11 protein-coding genes and 2 pseudogenes are annotated in these 13,955 nt (G+C 55.9%); 5 read left to right on the forward strand and 8 right to left on the reverse strand.

Going from position 1 to position 13,955, the window contains the following annotated elements; translation table 11 throughout:
* Positions 1 to 21 precede the first annotated feature (21 nt).
* From AC1XYH_RS06740 to rhlE1, 5 genes and pseudogenes are all read right to left on the reverse strand, one after another.
* Positions 22 to 576 (reverse strand): hypothetical protein, encoded by a 555-nt coding sequence (locus tag AC1XYH_RS06740; protein ID WP_483325865.1) that lies wholly within the window; start codon positions 574 to 576, stop codon positions 22 to 24.
* Positions 577 to 787: 211 nt separating this feature from the next.
* Complete coding sequence (locus AC1XYH_RS06745) at positions 788 to 1,630, reverse strand: methyl-accepting chemotaxis protein (RefSeq protein ID WP_483326320.1); 843 nt, start codon at positions 1,628 to 1,630, stop codon at positions 788 to 790.
* A 63-nt stretch (positions 1,631 to 1,693) separates the two neighbouring features.
* Positions 1,694 to 2,503, reverse strand: a pseudogene (locus tag AC1XYH_RS06750) (cache domain-containing protein); the annotation flags it as partial.
* A gap of 213 nt (positions 2,504 to 2,716) precedes the next feature.
* Complete coding sequence (locus AC1XYH_RS06755) at positions 2,717 to 4,054, reverse strand: DUF1329 domain-containing protein (protein ID WP_483325866.1); 1,338 nt, start codon at positions 4,052 to 4,054, stop codon at positions 2,717 to 2,719.
* Positions 4,055 to 4,265: 211 nt separating this feature from the next.
* A complete protein-coding gene (gene rhlE1 / locus AC1XYH_RS06760) occupies positions 4,266 to 5,522 on the reverse strand; it encodes an RNA helicase RhlE1 (RefSeq protein ID WP_483325867.1) in 1,257 nt (418 codons plus the stop codon).
* Between the two features lie 161 nt (positions 5,523 to 5,683).
* Between rhlE1 and AC1XYH_RS06765 the strand changes: the two genes are divergently transcribed.
* The 5 genes from AC1XYH_RS06765 to AC1XYH_RS06785 all read left to right on the forward strand — a co-directional run bounded on the left by AC1XYH_RS06765 (position 5,684) and on the right by AC1XYH_RS06785 (position 10,051).
* The gene (locus AC1XYH_RS06765) at positions 5,684 to 6,292 is read left to right on the forward strand and encodes a LemA family protein (protein WP_483325868.1); all 609 of its coding nucleotides are present in this window, start codon (positions 5,684 to 5,686) and stop codon (positions 6,290 to 6,292) included.
* Positions 6,289 to 7,032 (forward strand): TPM domain-containing protein, encoded by a 744-nt coding sequence (locus AC1XYH_RS06770; protein WP_483325869.1) that lies wholly within the window; start codon positions 6,289 to 6,291, stop codon positions 7,030 to 7,032. Before AC1XYH_RS06765 ends, AC1XYH_RS06770 begins: the two co-directional genes overlap by 4 nt.
* 19 nt (positions 7,033 to 7,051) lie before the next feature.
* Entirely contained in the window at positions 7,052 to 7,669 is a 618-nt protein-coding gene (locus AC1XYH_RS06775; RefSeq protein ID WP_483325870.1) for a TPM domain-containing protein, read from the forward strand.
* Between the two features lie 229 nt (positions 7,670 to 7,898).
* A complete protein-coding gene (locus AC1XYH_RS06780; protein WP_483325871.1) occupies positions 7,899 to 9,224 on the forward strand; it encodes a glycerophosphodiester phosphodiesterase family protein in 1,326 nt (441 codons plus the stop codon).
* A gap of 236 nt (positions 9,225 to 9,460) precedes the next feature.
* A complete protein-coding gene (locus AC1XYH_RS06785) occupies positions 9,461 to 10,051 on the forward strand; it encodes a TetR/AcrR family transcriptional regulator (RefSeq protein ID WP_483325872.1) in 591 nt (196 codons plus the stop codon).
* 59 nt (positions 10,052 to 10,110) lie between these two features.
* Here AC1XYH_RS06785 and AC1XYH_RS06790 read toward each other — a convergent pair whose 3' ends face one another.
* The 3 genes and pseudogenes from AC1XYH_RS06790 to AC1XYH_RS06800 form a co-directional block, all read right to left on the reverse strand.
* Positions 10,111 to 10,899, reverse strand: a complete 789-nt coding sequence (locus tag AC1XYH_RS06790) for a methyl-accepting chemotaxis protein (protein ID WP_483326321.1) — start codon at positions 10,897 to 10,899, stop codon at positions 10,111 to 10,113.
* A 129-nt stretch (positions 10,900 to 11,028) separates the two neighbouring features.
* Positions 11,029 to 11,757, reverse strand: a pseudogene (locus AC1XYH_RS06795) (cache domain-containing protein); the annotation flags it as partial.
* A gap of 192 nt (positions 11,758 to 11,949) precedes the next feature.
* Positions 11,950 to 13,848, reverse strand: a complete 1,899-nt coding sequence (locus tag AC1XYH_RS06800; protein ID WP_483325873.1) for an alpha/beta fold hydrolase — start codon at positions 13,846 to 13,848, stop codon at positions 11,950 to 11,952.
* Between the last annotated feature and the right edge of the window lie 107 nt (positions 13,849 to 13,955).

Here is a 13,955-nt window from a genome sequence, read left to right on the forward strand (position 1 = left end):
CTTGGAGTAACCGCTAGAGGGCTATTTTCCTCTGGGTGGTGAGTAGGTAGAAGAGCCCTGAAAGCGTGAGTCTGGGTCGCAAAATGGGCCTTGGGTATAAAACTGCAAGATATCCAGTGGGCGCTTTTGGTACGGCAAACTGCGCGTTTCGCCGTCTGCGTTTGTGCCGGTCACGGCTACATCACATTCTGCCGAGCTACCGTTCGTCTTCAGGGTTATTTCACTGAGATCTGAGCTATCAATGGTCGCAGTCACATCACACTCCACGGTATGCAATCCAACTTCGGCGCGCACATGGGCAATCCATTTAGCTTGGAAGGTGGTGAAGGCTTTATGTGGTATTTGTAGCTGTGCTTTGCTGTTTTGTTCGTCTAGCTCTACGGGGTTTACGCCGAAGCAATCGTAATCGTCGTTGTAGAGGGTGATGACGGGGCGCTCGTTGTTGCCGTTTTCCACGTTAACCTGCAGCACGCTGGGCGTGACCGCATCCTGAGATGAAATCAGACCGCAGCCGGCGAGAGAAGCGAGGCCAAGGCATACCAGAGTACGCGTCGGCGTACGGAAAACTGTGTGCATGTTCAATCCCTTGAGTTAGTTTTTATTTCGTTGCGCCGAATGGTATCAGCGCCGTCTGAGCGCGGATACAGTATGCGCTATTCATGAAAGCATCAGTGCTCGAACCCCATGGTGCGCGCTAGAGTGCTGGTCTAGCTGCCTCATGAATGGCTGCGCGTACAGATTTGCGCCCTACGTTGAGTACGCAGGACAAGCCGCAAGCAAGATTGGATCAAATCTTGAACTGACGCACCAACGTGCCCAGCCGCTCACCTAGGTTTGACAGGTTGCGAGTGGTATCCGCGCCTTGACGGGTTTCGTCGGCAACTTTTTCAACGGTCATTGCGATCTGGTGCACGCTGCGATTGATTTCTTCGGCTACGGCAGTCTGTTCCTCTGCGGCGCTCGCAATCTGGGCGTTCATGGAGTTGATAGTGCCGATCAGGTTGGCTATTGCATCCAGCGAGGCGCCTGCTTGGTTTGCATGCTCGCTGGTCAGCTCACCGGTGTCGCTGGCTTGGCGCATGGATTTCACTGCGCCGGCGGTACCTTGCAGCAGACGGTCCGTCATGTTTTGGATTTCTGCCGTGCTGGTTTGAGTGCGGCTTGCCAGCGCGCGAACCTCATCGGCAACGACTGCAAAGCCGCGACCTGCCTCGCCCGCGCGGGCAGCTTCAATCGCTGCGTTGAGCGCGAGGAGATTAGTCTGGTCGGCAATAGAGCGAATAACGCCGAGTACGCTGACGATGGATTGCACGTCTTCGTTCAGCTTATCCAGAGAGTTGCCGCCGTCGCGGATTTCCATCACTAAAGAATGAATTTGCTTGATGCTGCCATCGACTACGCGCTTGGCTTCCTGGCCTTCGCGATCAGTTTGCTGAGCGGCTTCGGAGGCGTTTTGCGCGCTGTGGGCAACCTCGTGGGCTGCGGACGACATCTCATTGATAGCCGCCGCTACCTGATCGGTTTCCTGGCGCTGTTGAGACATGGCTTGCTCGGAGCGTTGGGCCTGCGCGTTAACTTCCCCTACCAGCTGTGTGAGCTGACCGGTCATGTCGACTGTTTGGCGAACCATGCCATGTACTTTTTCTACAAAGCGGTTGAAGGCAGTAGCCAGGTCACCGAGCTCATCGTCGCTGGTAACGGGCAGACGGTGAGTCAGGTCGCCATCACCCTCGGCGATATCATCAAGGTTTTGTTTAAGGCGTAGTAGCGGACGCAAAAACGTATTCGCCAGCGTGACCCCGAATATTCCGAACACCAGCAGCATGACTACAGCGACGAGCAAAATACTGGTAATGATATTGCTGATGCGCTCGTCGATGGAGGTTTGTACTGCCGCTACCTGGGTGTCTATGCCGTTCAGGTTGATGGCTGTTCCCAGTGCCATGTCCCACTTTGGCAGGTAGTAACTGTAGGCTAGCTTGGGGACTGATACAGCCTCGTTGCCGGGTAGCGGTGAGGCGTAGTTGACGTAATAGGAATTGTTTTTGGCAACTCGGACCAATTCGCGGTTGATATACACCCCGTTGGAGTCCTGACGATTGCTCAGGTCTGAGCCTACATCTTTGGAGCTGGTACCGCGAAACAGACGTACGACATTGGAGTCATGCGCAAAGAAGTAGCCATCATTGCCATATTCTATCTTTGACAGTATGGCAATGGCAGCAGCGCGGCTTTCCATGTCGCCGTTTGCTGACTGTTCGTAAAGTGTCTGTACTGAGCCCAGCGCGATCTGAATGTAACCTTGCAGCTGATCACGACTCTCCTGCATCAGCCGTTCACGCGTTTGGGTAATCTGGTCTTCTGCCTGGTTTTGCAGGGTTTTTACCACCGCGCCACTGATCACCAAAGCGAATAGCGCTATGGGAATGAGGGCGAGTAAAACAACTTTGCTTTTCAGTGTCAGGCGCATCGTGCTCTCCGGAGGGGCGCTAACACGTTGCATGCGACGCCTGGGGTTGTTATCGGCTGGATGGCCGCTAACTGTAGCGCCTTAATGATGCAGGTTAGGCTGTAAGCGGATTCGTTTTGGCATGTCCGCGTTCGGTCGCCAGGGGGGTGGCTGAGCGCAACATTAATAGAACAGCACACAGGTCTGAGCGTCTGATTAACTCAGACCTGCGCGGTTATGCAGCTGAACGAAAGTAGCGGTTTAGCTTTAATTCCCCTCGCGGCGCAATGCCTGCGGTGAGAAATCCCGTGGGTTGATCCGCGCGTTGAAGTCGTACATGGGTTCGTTGTTATCTAGCCCATCTACAAAGTAGTTGCCGTCTTTCAAGTGATAGAGCGTTTCCAGCGTGCTGCTGACCATGGGTACGTCGTAGTAGTTGATCGGATGAGCTTCTTGCAGGCCAATTAACTCGCCGTCCTTGTCGCGCAGATCAACCGCGAGAATCTGCCAGCTATCTTCATCTATATAAAAACGACGCGCTGCGTAGGGGTGGCGGTAACCGGTACGCAAGGTTGCATCAACCATCCAGACGCGGTGCAGTTCGTAGCGCAGCAGTTCTGGGTTGAGCGTATCGGCTTGAACTATCTGGTCGTAGGCTATGCCTTTTTGATGCACGGCGTAGCTGTTGTAGGGGACCAGCATTTCCTGCTTGCCGACTAAGTTCCATTCGTAGCGGTCTGGCGCGCCGTTGTAGGTGTCGAGTACATCGGCGGTGGCTAGATCACTGGTGTCTGGTTGCACGGAGTCGTAGGCGAGCGTTGGCAAGCGGCGTACGCGACGGTTGTCCGGGCTATAACGCCAGGCCTTGCGGGTGGTTAACACTTGGTCCAGTGGGTCTTGCACCACCAGTGCAGTATTAGCCAGTTTGGCGGGCGCAGTGACTACGTACTTGTAGAGCAGCAGAGTATTGTCGAGCGCAGCAGTGGTCATACCTTCACGGCCATAAACATAGTAGATCTGACGATCGCGTTTAATCAGGTTGCTGTTGCCATTGATAACCACGGCCTGGTTGTTGATGAAATGATTCTGATCACCCTTGTAGTGCAGGATGTGGTTCCAGATGATTTCGATACCGTCTTGCGGAATTGGAAACGGGATGCCTGCAGCAGCGCCGCGAAGGCCGTTGCCGTTGGCAATCAGTTCCGCCTTGGTAGCGTTAGCCTTGGTGGCTTCGTAGATGCGTTGCGGAGCTGATGCACTGCGACGAGTAGGTAGTACTCGCATAGCGTAATCCGGATGACGCTGTAAGAGGTCCACCAGGCCGGCAGGCAGTTGCTCTTTGTGCTGCTCCATATTCTGCGCATTGACGCGGTAAAGCTCAGCGTCTGCCGCGTACGGATCAGGGTGATGCATGCCAGGGCGGTAGTTGCTGGGGGCGGTAACGCCGCCATTCCAGGACGGGATGGTGCCATCGCTATTGCCGGCTTGCTCAGCGCCCAGTGGCGTTAAATCTCGCCCTAAACGGTCGGCCTGCAGCGGATCAACTTTGGCACATGTTTGGCCTGCGGCAACAGTCAGCAGCAATGCTGCGAACATCCTGTACATGGTTTTGCTCCTTGCGACACACCTAACCAATACGTGGCGGCGGCGTGCTTATGTTGGGGTGCGGGTGCGTTACATCGCGCGGGCATGCGCGCGCGGCGGGCGGGATTGTAACGTCAAAGCCGGTTTGCTGTGAGGTAGGCTACAAAAAGCTACAAAGCCCGAAGACACTTAGACTGCCCGCAAACTGCTTGAGCAGCGGGCTTAATGTGGTTCAGGACTGATCAAACCAGTTGCCGAGATGGGTTTTGCCTTTGCCGCCATAGGTTTTGGGTTTCTTCGGCTTCTTTGGTTTTTTTATCAGTTGGCCACCAACTCGCGTCTCAGGCACCCGATGTTCCGGCGCAAAGTCGATTTGCTCGCGGCGCTCCAGCAACTTTTGAGTCAACGTCTCGATGGCGGCCAACTGTCTGACTTCATCGGCACTGACTAATGAGATCGCTTCGCCGCTAGCACCCGCGCGTCCACTGCGACCGATACGGTGCACGTAATCTTCAGCATTGATCGGCAGGTCAAAGTTGATGACCAGTGGCAGTTCCGGAATGTCCAGCCCACGGGCTGCCACATCGGTCGCGATTAGCATGCTGACTTCATTATTTTTAAAACACTCGAGAGCACGTAGACGCGATGGCTGTGGTCGGTCGCCGTGAATACAGTCGGCCTTCACCCCCTGCGCCTGCACGGCTTCGAGCAGCAGCTCAACGGCTTTGCGGGTTTTGGCGAATACCAGTGTTTGCGGCCACTTGCGCTCGGCCAGCAACTGCAGGAATAACTCGGTCTTGCGCTTCTTATCGACGGGTACCAGCCATTGTTCGACACTAGCGATGGCGCTGTTACGCGGGCTGATATCGATCATCAGCGGGTCACGCAGCATGCCGTCGGCCATTTGCCGAATGGGTGCGGAAAAGGTGGCAGAAAACAGCAGAGTCTGGCGTTTAGGCGGCAGCGCGGAAAATAGTTGGTCCAGTTCATCGGCAAAGCCAAGGTCGAGCATGCGATCGGCCTCATCCAACACCAGCAACTGCAGCTGATTGAACTTGATCGCATTCTGCCGGTACAGGTCGAGCAGGCGTCCGGGCGTGGCCACAAGAACGTCTACGCCTTTGCGCAGCGCCATCATCTGCGGATTGATCGACACCCCGCCATAAACCGCATAGCTGCGCAGCGGCAAGTGTTCGCCGTAGCGTTGGAGACTTTGCAGTACCTGCTCGGCCAGTTCACGCGTGGGCGTCAGCACCAGCGCGCGCACCGAGTTGCTGGCGACCACTGAGCCTTGTTGGGTCAGCGTCTGCAGCAGGGGCAGAGCAAAGCCGGCGGTCTTGCCGGTGCCGGTCTGCGCGCTGGCAAGAAGGTCGCGACCCTTGAGGATGGCGGGGATTGCCTGCGCCTGGATGGGCGTGGGCGTCTGGTAGTCGAGGTCTTCCAGGGTGCGCAGCAGCGGGTCGATCAAGCCGAGAGAGGCGAAGGTCATGGTGTGGTCACAAAGTTGAACAGAGCGTTAGTTTACCCGTTGCGCGGCTCCAGTGCCCGTGTGGGGTTTAAACCGCAGCTCATTCGTGTTCTGCTAACGGGTGATTCGCGCGTGATGGCGCGGTTTGCCTCCAATATAAACACCCTGACGGACGACACATCATGAACACGCAGCAACTTCGCACGACCTGGCACCTGGCGATTCTGGTGTTGCTCAGCAGCCTGTTGGCAGGCTGCGGTATCAACAATATTCCTACTTATGACGAGCAGGTAAAGTCTGCCTGGTCGCAAGTTGAGAATCAGTATCAGCGTCGCGCCGACCTGATTCCAAACCTGGTCGAAACAGTTAAAGGCTTTGCCCGTCAGGAGCAGGAAACCCTCACTGCCGTAGTAGAGGCACGTTCCAAGGCGACTTCGATCCAGATCAGCGCGGATGACCTTAACGATCCGGCTAAGATGCGCCAGTTCGAGCAGGCGCAAGGTCAGTTGACTGGTGCCTTGAGCCGCTTGATGGCCGTATCAGAGCGTTACCCTGACCTCAAATCCAACCAAAACTTTCTGGCACTGCAATCCCAGCTGGAAGGCACCGAGAATCGCATCGCAGTTGCGCGTCGTGATTTCATTAACTCGATCCAGCAGTACAACACCGAGATTCGTACCTTTCCGGGTCGCGTTTGGCACAGCTTGATGTACAGCGACATGCCTATCCGTGAGAACTTCGAAGCGACCACCGAGAACGCTGAACAAGCGCCCGCAGTGAGCTTCGAATGAGGTTGATGGTATCCCTGCTATGCGCGTTGATGCTCTCGGCCGGGGCGGCGATAGCAGTAGCCGCTGACGAGCAAGCTTTGCCAACGCTGACCGGCCGTGTGGTCGATCAGGCAGAGCTGCTGGGCCCAGGCGCCGAACAACAATTGACGCAAATGCTGGCCGCGCACGAACAGGCCTCCAGCGAGCAGGTGGTGGTGGTTACCGTGCCCAGCTTGCAGGGCCAGAGCATTGAGCAATACGGCGTTGAGCTCGGTCGTGCCTGGGGCATCGGACAGAAAGGCGAAGACAACGGCGCCTTGCTGATTGTCGCGCGCGATGATCGCAAGATTCGTATCGAAGTGGGTTACGGGCTGGAAGGCCGGCTAACCGATGCGCAGTCCTCAACCATCATCAACGGCATCATGACCCCAGCCTTTCGCGAGGGCCAGTTTGAGCAGGGCATAGTGCAGGGCGCAGCCGCGATGATTCAGGTGCTCGGCGGTAACCCTCTTGCGGTGGCTGAACGTGCCGAGAAGAAAGAGAAGAAACCGGCCGGCGCACTGATTCTGGTGTTGATCATGATTGGTGCATCAATGCTGGGCGGTGGTGGCCGTGGCGGTCGCGGCGGCACTGGACGCGCGCTCTTGGCGGGTGCATTACTCGGCGGTTTGGCGGGTGGTTCACGCGGCGGTGGCGGTGGTGGTGGATTTGGCGGTGGAGGCGGCGGCTTTGGCGGCGGCGGGGCATCGGGCGGATGGTGATTTTAATGAAGGATGCACAATGACGCTTCTATCAAATAGTGAGCAGCAACAGGTTGCCGATGCGATTGATCGCATCGAACAACATACCGACGCCGAAATAGTAACCGTACTGGCGCGCCAGGCGGACGACTACCGTTATATCCCGCTACTGTGGGCCAGCCTGTTGGCGCTGGTGCTACCGGGTGCAGTGGTGTATTTCACTGGTTGGCTGGATATTAATGGATTACTGCTGACGCAGTGGGGCTCTTTTGCCGTGTTGGCGATGTTGTTCCGACTGCCGAGTATTACCAGCAAACTCGTCCCGCGTGCGGTACGGCATTGGCGCGCGTCTAACCTGGCGCGCCGCCAGTTTATTGAGCTAAACCTGCATCACACCGAAGGTGAGACCGGCATGCTGATCTTTGTCTCCGAGGCGGAGCGTTATGTCGAGATCATGGTGGATAGAGGCATCTCCAGCCGCATTGATGACGCTGCTTGGGAATCGATAGTGGCAACCTTTACCGCGCAGGTCGGCAAGGGTGAAGTGCTGCAAGGCTTTCTGGACTGCATCGACACCTGTGGAGCGCAACTGGCCCAACAGGTACCCGCAACCCATGAGCGCAATGAGCTGCCTAACCGTTTGGTGGTGCTTAACTAGGAAGCTTCTGGAGAACGATCTGCGTTGTCTGGATTTTCAGCGATGCCCAGGATGAATTGTTGCAGTTATAGGCGTGTTTAAACGCTTAAGTGAATCCAGCAGCGCATTTTGCGACCGCTTGCGCAGTTTCTGCCAAGCGGTTTTTTTATTCACGTCGGCGTCACGCCGTTGTCATTCCCCGCGCGCAACCCTGTGCAGGCACATCCACTCATTTCAGAAGGAGTCTGGTATGACGTCTCGCACTGTAGCGGTAACTTTGTTGTTGGTTGGCGGTTTGATGGTTGGCAGCACAGGTGTCAGCGCCCAAAACTGGTTTGCTAACAACGGGCATCACAGCGATAACCGAGCATCTCCCGGCCTTGAGCGTCTACACGCCAAGCTGGCGGAGCTGAAGCAGCGGCATAAGCGCCAAGCTGATGTTCAGGTAGGGCCACGCCCGCAATGGCTGGTTGATGACATGGATGAGGGCGCGTTGAAGACGCAGCTGCAATCCTGTCGCACCGACAATATGAAGCGCACGGAGTTTTCCATTGGCCATCGCGGCGCGCCCCTGCAATTTCCCGAGCACACGATGGAGTCCTATGTTGCGGCAGCGCGCATGGGCGCGGGTGTAGTCGAATGCGATGTGGCTTTCACCAAGGATCGCGAATTGGTTTGCCGCCACGCACAGAATGACCTGCACACCACCACCAACATCGTCACCATCCCAGAACTAAATGCCAAGTGCACGCAGCCCTTTGTGGCGGCAGACCCGGCCAGTGGCACACCGGCGCAGGCGGAATGCCGCACCAGTGATATCACCTTGGCCGAGTTCAAGATGCTTGATGGCAAAATGGACGCATCTAACCCAATGGCCACCACGCCGGAGGAGTACGTCAAAGGCACAGCCGATTGGCGCACGGACCTGTACGCCAGCCGTGGCACGCTGCTGAGCCACAAGGAAAGTATTGAGCTGTTGCAAACGCTGGGCGTCAAGTTTACCCCTGAGCTGAAAACCCCGGTGGTAGACATGCCTTACGAGGGCGACTACAGCCAGCAGGATTACGCACGGCAGATGCTGGAGGATTATCTGGATGCAGGTATCAAGCCGCGCGATGTCTGGCCGCAGTCGTTCCAGCTGGATGATGTAACATTCTGGATCAAAGAAATGCCCGAGTTCGCCGACCAGGCGGTATTTCTCGATGAGTCACCAATCACCCCGGAAACCTCGTCTCTAGCCTATATGGAAGAGCTGCGAGCACAGGGTGTGCGGGTTCTGGCGCCGGCGATCTGGAAGCTGATTACGCTGGATGGTCGTGGCGAAATAGTGCCCTCTGAGTACGCCGAAAATGCGCGTGCCGCTGGATTGGATCTGATCGCATGGTCGATGGAAAGGGCAGGGCCGTTGGCGACTGGCGGTGGCTGGTATTACCAGAGCGTGACCGATGCGATCAATAACGACGGCGACATGCTGAAGGTCATTGATGTGCTGGCGCAGGATGTGGGCGTGATCGCAATTTTTTCAGACTGGCCAGCGACCACAACCTTTTATGCCAATTGTATGAATATCAAATAACGCTTTTTTATTAGGTGCGCTACCGACGCTGGACGGCCTTGGTAGCGCACTTTTCAGTACGTCAGATAATCCTTCATTCAGCTCCCTCTAGCGGTCAATGCACTTGGTGCCAGGTTGCCGTTGTCACAGGCTGCGCTGCCACATGCCTGAAAAGTGGGATACTCTTTCACACACTCAATCGATCCAAGGCACGTGCTCTGGACGGCCAGATTCTCTCTATTTTGTAAGGCAGCATTATGAAGCGTCAAAGCACCCGCGAACGGATTCTGGTCATATGCCGGACTTTGTTCAACGATCATGGTATTGCGTCAGTCACCACCGCAGCCATAGCCCAGGCAGCGGGTATTAACGAGGGCAATCTGTACTACTACTTCAAAAAGAAGGCCAATATTCTTTCGGCGCTGTTCGAGCAATTTGCTGAAGAGCAACTAGCGCTAGCAGAGCAAGAGCAGGACATGCGCGCCTGGTTCCAAGTAATGTGGGAATGGCGGTTTTTTTATCGCGACAGCATGATCATCTTCGCTATGGAACCTGCGCTGCGCGCGGGGTTGCGGGAACTGTCTGACCAAGTGCAGGGGCAGGGCCGCAAGAACCTATCGGAAATGGTTAAAAGTGGGCGTATGCAAGCGACCGAGGCGCAGCTGGAGGTATTGCTGGAGAACTCGTGGATCATTTCGACCTACTGGATTGAGTACCTGCATTCACGTCACGGCATCAGCGAAGTGACCAAAGAGCACCTGGACTGGGGTTATAAGCAGATGTCGGCGCTGTTTGAACCCTACTTTGTACCGGTAAACGAGAAGCCAGCGTCATCGGCCGCCAGCTGAACTGGGCTGATTGGGCCGCACTTGGTTACGCTCGAACAGGCGGCCTATAAACCGATTTTTCAAGCGCTGCGACTGGTCTTGAACTGGCCTATCAGTTGGTCTAGTTGGGCCGCGGCTTCAGTTAACTGCTGGGTGTTACGAGCGGTATCTTGTAGTTCAAGCATGACGCGGTCGCCCAGATTGCTGAGCTGGCTAAGACTTGAGGATATCTCGGTACTGGTGCGTGACTGCTCTTCAGCCGCCGCCGCTACCTGACTGGTCATATCGGTGATGGTATCCACTGAGTTAGCGATCGATTGCAGCGCCGTGCGCGAGCCTTCTACCTGTCGCTGCATATCCCCGGATTGCTGATAACTCCCCTCCATTGAACTAACCGCTTTGGCCGTGCCGGCTTGTAGGGAGTCGATGATGCTGCGAATTTCATCGGTTGACGCCTGAGTGCGGCTGGCGAGCGTGCGTACTTCGTCGGCGACCACCGCAAAACCGCGGCCCTGCTCTCCGGCGCGCGCGGCTTCAATGGCGGCATTTAGGGCGAGCAGATTGGTCTGTTCCGCTACGGCGCGGATCACGCCCAGCACTGAATCGATGGTGTGCGATTGCGCATTCAACTCGCTCACGGCTTCCCCGGCCTGGGCAATATCCCGAGCGAGCATTTCCATGGTCCGAGAGGTGGTATCTGCGGTTTGCTGACCGTTGACAACTTGCTCATTGGCCTGCCTGGCGGCGTCGGCAGAGTCGGACATACGCTGCGCTACTTCGTCCGAAGTAGCGCTCATTTCCTCCACCGCCGAGGCGATAGTGTCTAGCTCGCTATTTTGTTGATTATAGGAGACCTCAGCTTTGCTCATGGCCACGCCAACCTCGGTGGCAATGCGCCGATTGCGTTCAACCACATCGCGCAGGTCATCAATAACCTGTGCCAGTTTGTCGGTAAACGCGTTGAAACCCTTGGCCAAACCGCTGACCTCATCATTACCGCTGATATCCAAATGGCGCGAGAGGTCACCGTCGCCGGTAGAAATATCATTCATTGCCGCGACTGCCTGGGCGATTGGCCGGCTTATGCTCAGTGCGATCAATAGATTGATGCCGACCAGCAGGATCAGCCCCAGTGCGACGAGCGTCAGCTTGGGTATCATGTCGGTCCAGAAAGCCTGATTCACGTCATCAAGATAAATGCCTGAGCCGAGAATCCAGCCCCAAGGTTTGAAACCTGAGACATAGGAGATTTTCGGAACCGGGTCGGTTACCCCCGGTTTAGGCCACATGTAATCCACAAATCCGGCTGACTGGCTCTTAACCACGTTGACCATTTCGCGGAATAGATACTTACCGTTTGGGTCTTGCACATCAGCGACGCTGTTGCCCACCAGCTTGGTGCTGAAAGGGTGCATGATCATCTGCAGGTCGTTGGAATGCACCCAGAAGTAATCGTTGTTGCCGTAGCGTAACCCCTGCAGGGTGTTGGCGGCTTGCGACTGTGCCTGCTCTTCGGTCAGCTCACCGGTCTGCTGCAGCTGGTAAAAATGCTCGATTACGCCCATGCCGGACTCGACCAGATGCTGGGTTTTTACCGAGCGGCTATCAAACAGGCTGCTGCGATAATCCAGCGCAAAAGCAGCCACCAGCCCCAGCACTATTATCAGCACCAGACAAGTGACCGCTATCAGACGCTGGAAGATGGAAAAGCGGCGCAACATATTCATGGCAAAGGCTCCCGGCCGGCTTGGCTATGCTGCTAATTTGCCAACGGGGCATAGCGCAAAGCCATTATTCTTGTATTTGATTCAGCGTAGCAGGCGGGAAGGAAATAGCTATTGGTTAAAGGCAGGATCTGTAGTGCGAGGAATTACATGAACACCGCTTAGGTATTCATGCAATTCATATGGTTACACTATTTACTGAACGTAGTCTCTGAACTGTACTGAATTGGACCTGATCTCATCAGACGGCCAATTTGGAATGGTAATACGTTGGATCGCACCCTTGCCGCCGCGTGGCTTCAGCTCAATATTGATAGGTTTATCTGCGCCAGGCGAAGCCTTGATGAACAGGTCCAGGCCAGAGATAAACGGCAGCGCGTTAAAGAATGGGTCTGGCCCCGGCAGGGTGCTAACGCCATCGCTGTTACGATCATGCAGGAAGATACTGCTGGTGCGTTTGAGCAGCGGCGCTGTGACGTTGGTGACTACCTGAGTGCCATTCACCGTCAAGCTGTCGTTCTCATCACCTTGATCACCCCACAGCTCGCGGTCGCGAGCGACCATGATGTTGGTATGGTTAGCACTACGGTGCAAATAAGCGCCAACGCCGGCGCCGGGCAACGAGGTGTTCAGGCGCACGAAAAGGCTATCCTGCAGGTAACCTTCACGATAGAAGTAATGATCGGCACCGGCGATTTCCCGGTCCAGACCAAATTCATAGGTCGCACCTTTGGTCAGCTCGAATGGCCCCCAATTACCGTCAGTGCTGATCGGCATGCTGTGGTCCGGGGTGTCGCTCAGGCGTACGCCGGTTGCTGGGTCGACTTCAAAAATACGTAACTCTGTACCTTCGGCGCCGGTATTTTGGGGAAACAAGCTAGCGCGCCCGGCAATCCAAATACTATCGCCTTCGGCGTCGGCGATCTGCTTGGTGCTTGGCTGGCTGCCATTGAAGTGGTTATAAATGCGCGCAAAAGAATCTGCCGAAGTGGCCACCTCAATATGTCCCAGCGGCATGTTTGGATCAGGGTAAACGTTCTCCGCACCGGCCACTTCACGGTCAACATATTGCCCCCAAAGCGCCAACGTTGGCACATTGCCGGGCGGTGCAGTTAAAGCAGCACCATCGATGCTGGTGTAATGCGCGACCTTGGCGGCGTTCTCCGATTCACCCAGGTACATCAGGCTTACGCCTGTGCCCATCGAGTGACCCATTAGATCCACTTTGTCTGCTCCGGATATCTGCAGCAGTCGGTCGACAATCGCGTTGATCTCGATGTTGCGTTTGGCTGCTTGTACTGGGTCTATTGGATTCTGCCCGGTGCTGCTACTGGTGTCGTACTCATAAACCGCTAGATAGCTACGTGGGTAGTCGTTGGCGCGAAAACGCATGGCTTGCGACTCGAACTGTGAGGCAGAGCCGGCGCCGCCGTGAATGAAGAGCACTGGCCGAAAATTGAAAGCGACGCTGTTGTTGCGCTCCTTATCGAGCGAGTCAAGCAGGTGATTAAAGGCGTCAAGTTTGGCGGTCAGTGCGCGGCTGCCTGCATCGGCGTTTTCGGCAAACACGCCCGCCGTATTGAGAGTGGCTAACAGGTTGCCCATGTCGGTTTCAAAGGCGCTGGAATCGCTGAAGTCGATTGCCACACCGGGGTTGGTGCTCAGGTAGTCCTTAATCGCATCGCTGATGCCGGCGGTAATTTCAATGCCGTTGCTCAGATTGCCGTCTGCATCCAGCGATTGCAGGAAGCGTGAAAGGTTGAGTACCGCAGGGGCATTGATGGCGGTGGCGTCATCCACAATATCCAATGGTGTGAGCTGTTTCGCGCCCTTGGCTGAGCCTAACGGGATACCCGCCAGTGAAAAGCGTACGGTTTCTGCGCCTTGATAATGGAACGTCCCCGCGCTATCGGTCTCGCCGCTGCGGCTATCGGTAGCGTAGTGCAGGCCGGCTACGGGCGCATCAATGAATACGCCGCTGGAAACAGTATCGTCATCCGAGTCACTGCCGCCGCCGGACAGGCAGCCTGCGAGCATAATGGATGAAAGCCCAAGCAAGGGCAGGGCACGGTTAATGCCGTGATGGCGAGTCATGATGGAGATACCTTTTGTAATTATTGTGTGTTTGGTCGGTTTAATCGGTGGCGCCGAATAACGGCGATGCCTAGCCGCTTGCCCTTGCCAGTGGCTCTTTCAGCCCG

This window comes from Pseudomonas sp. GW-45 (assembly GCF_056896675.1).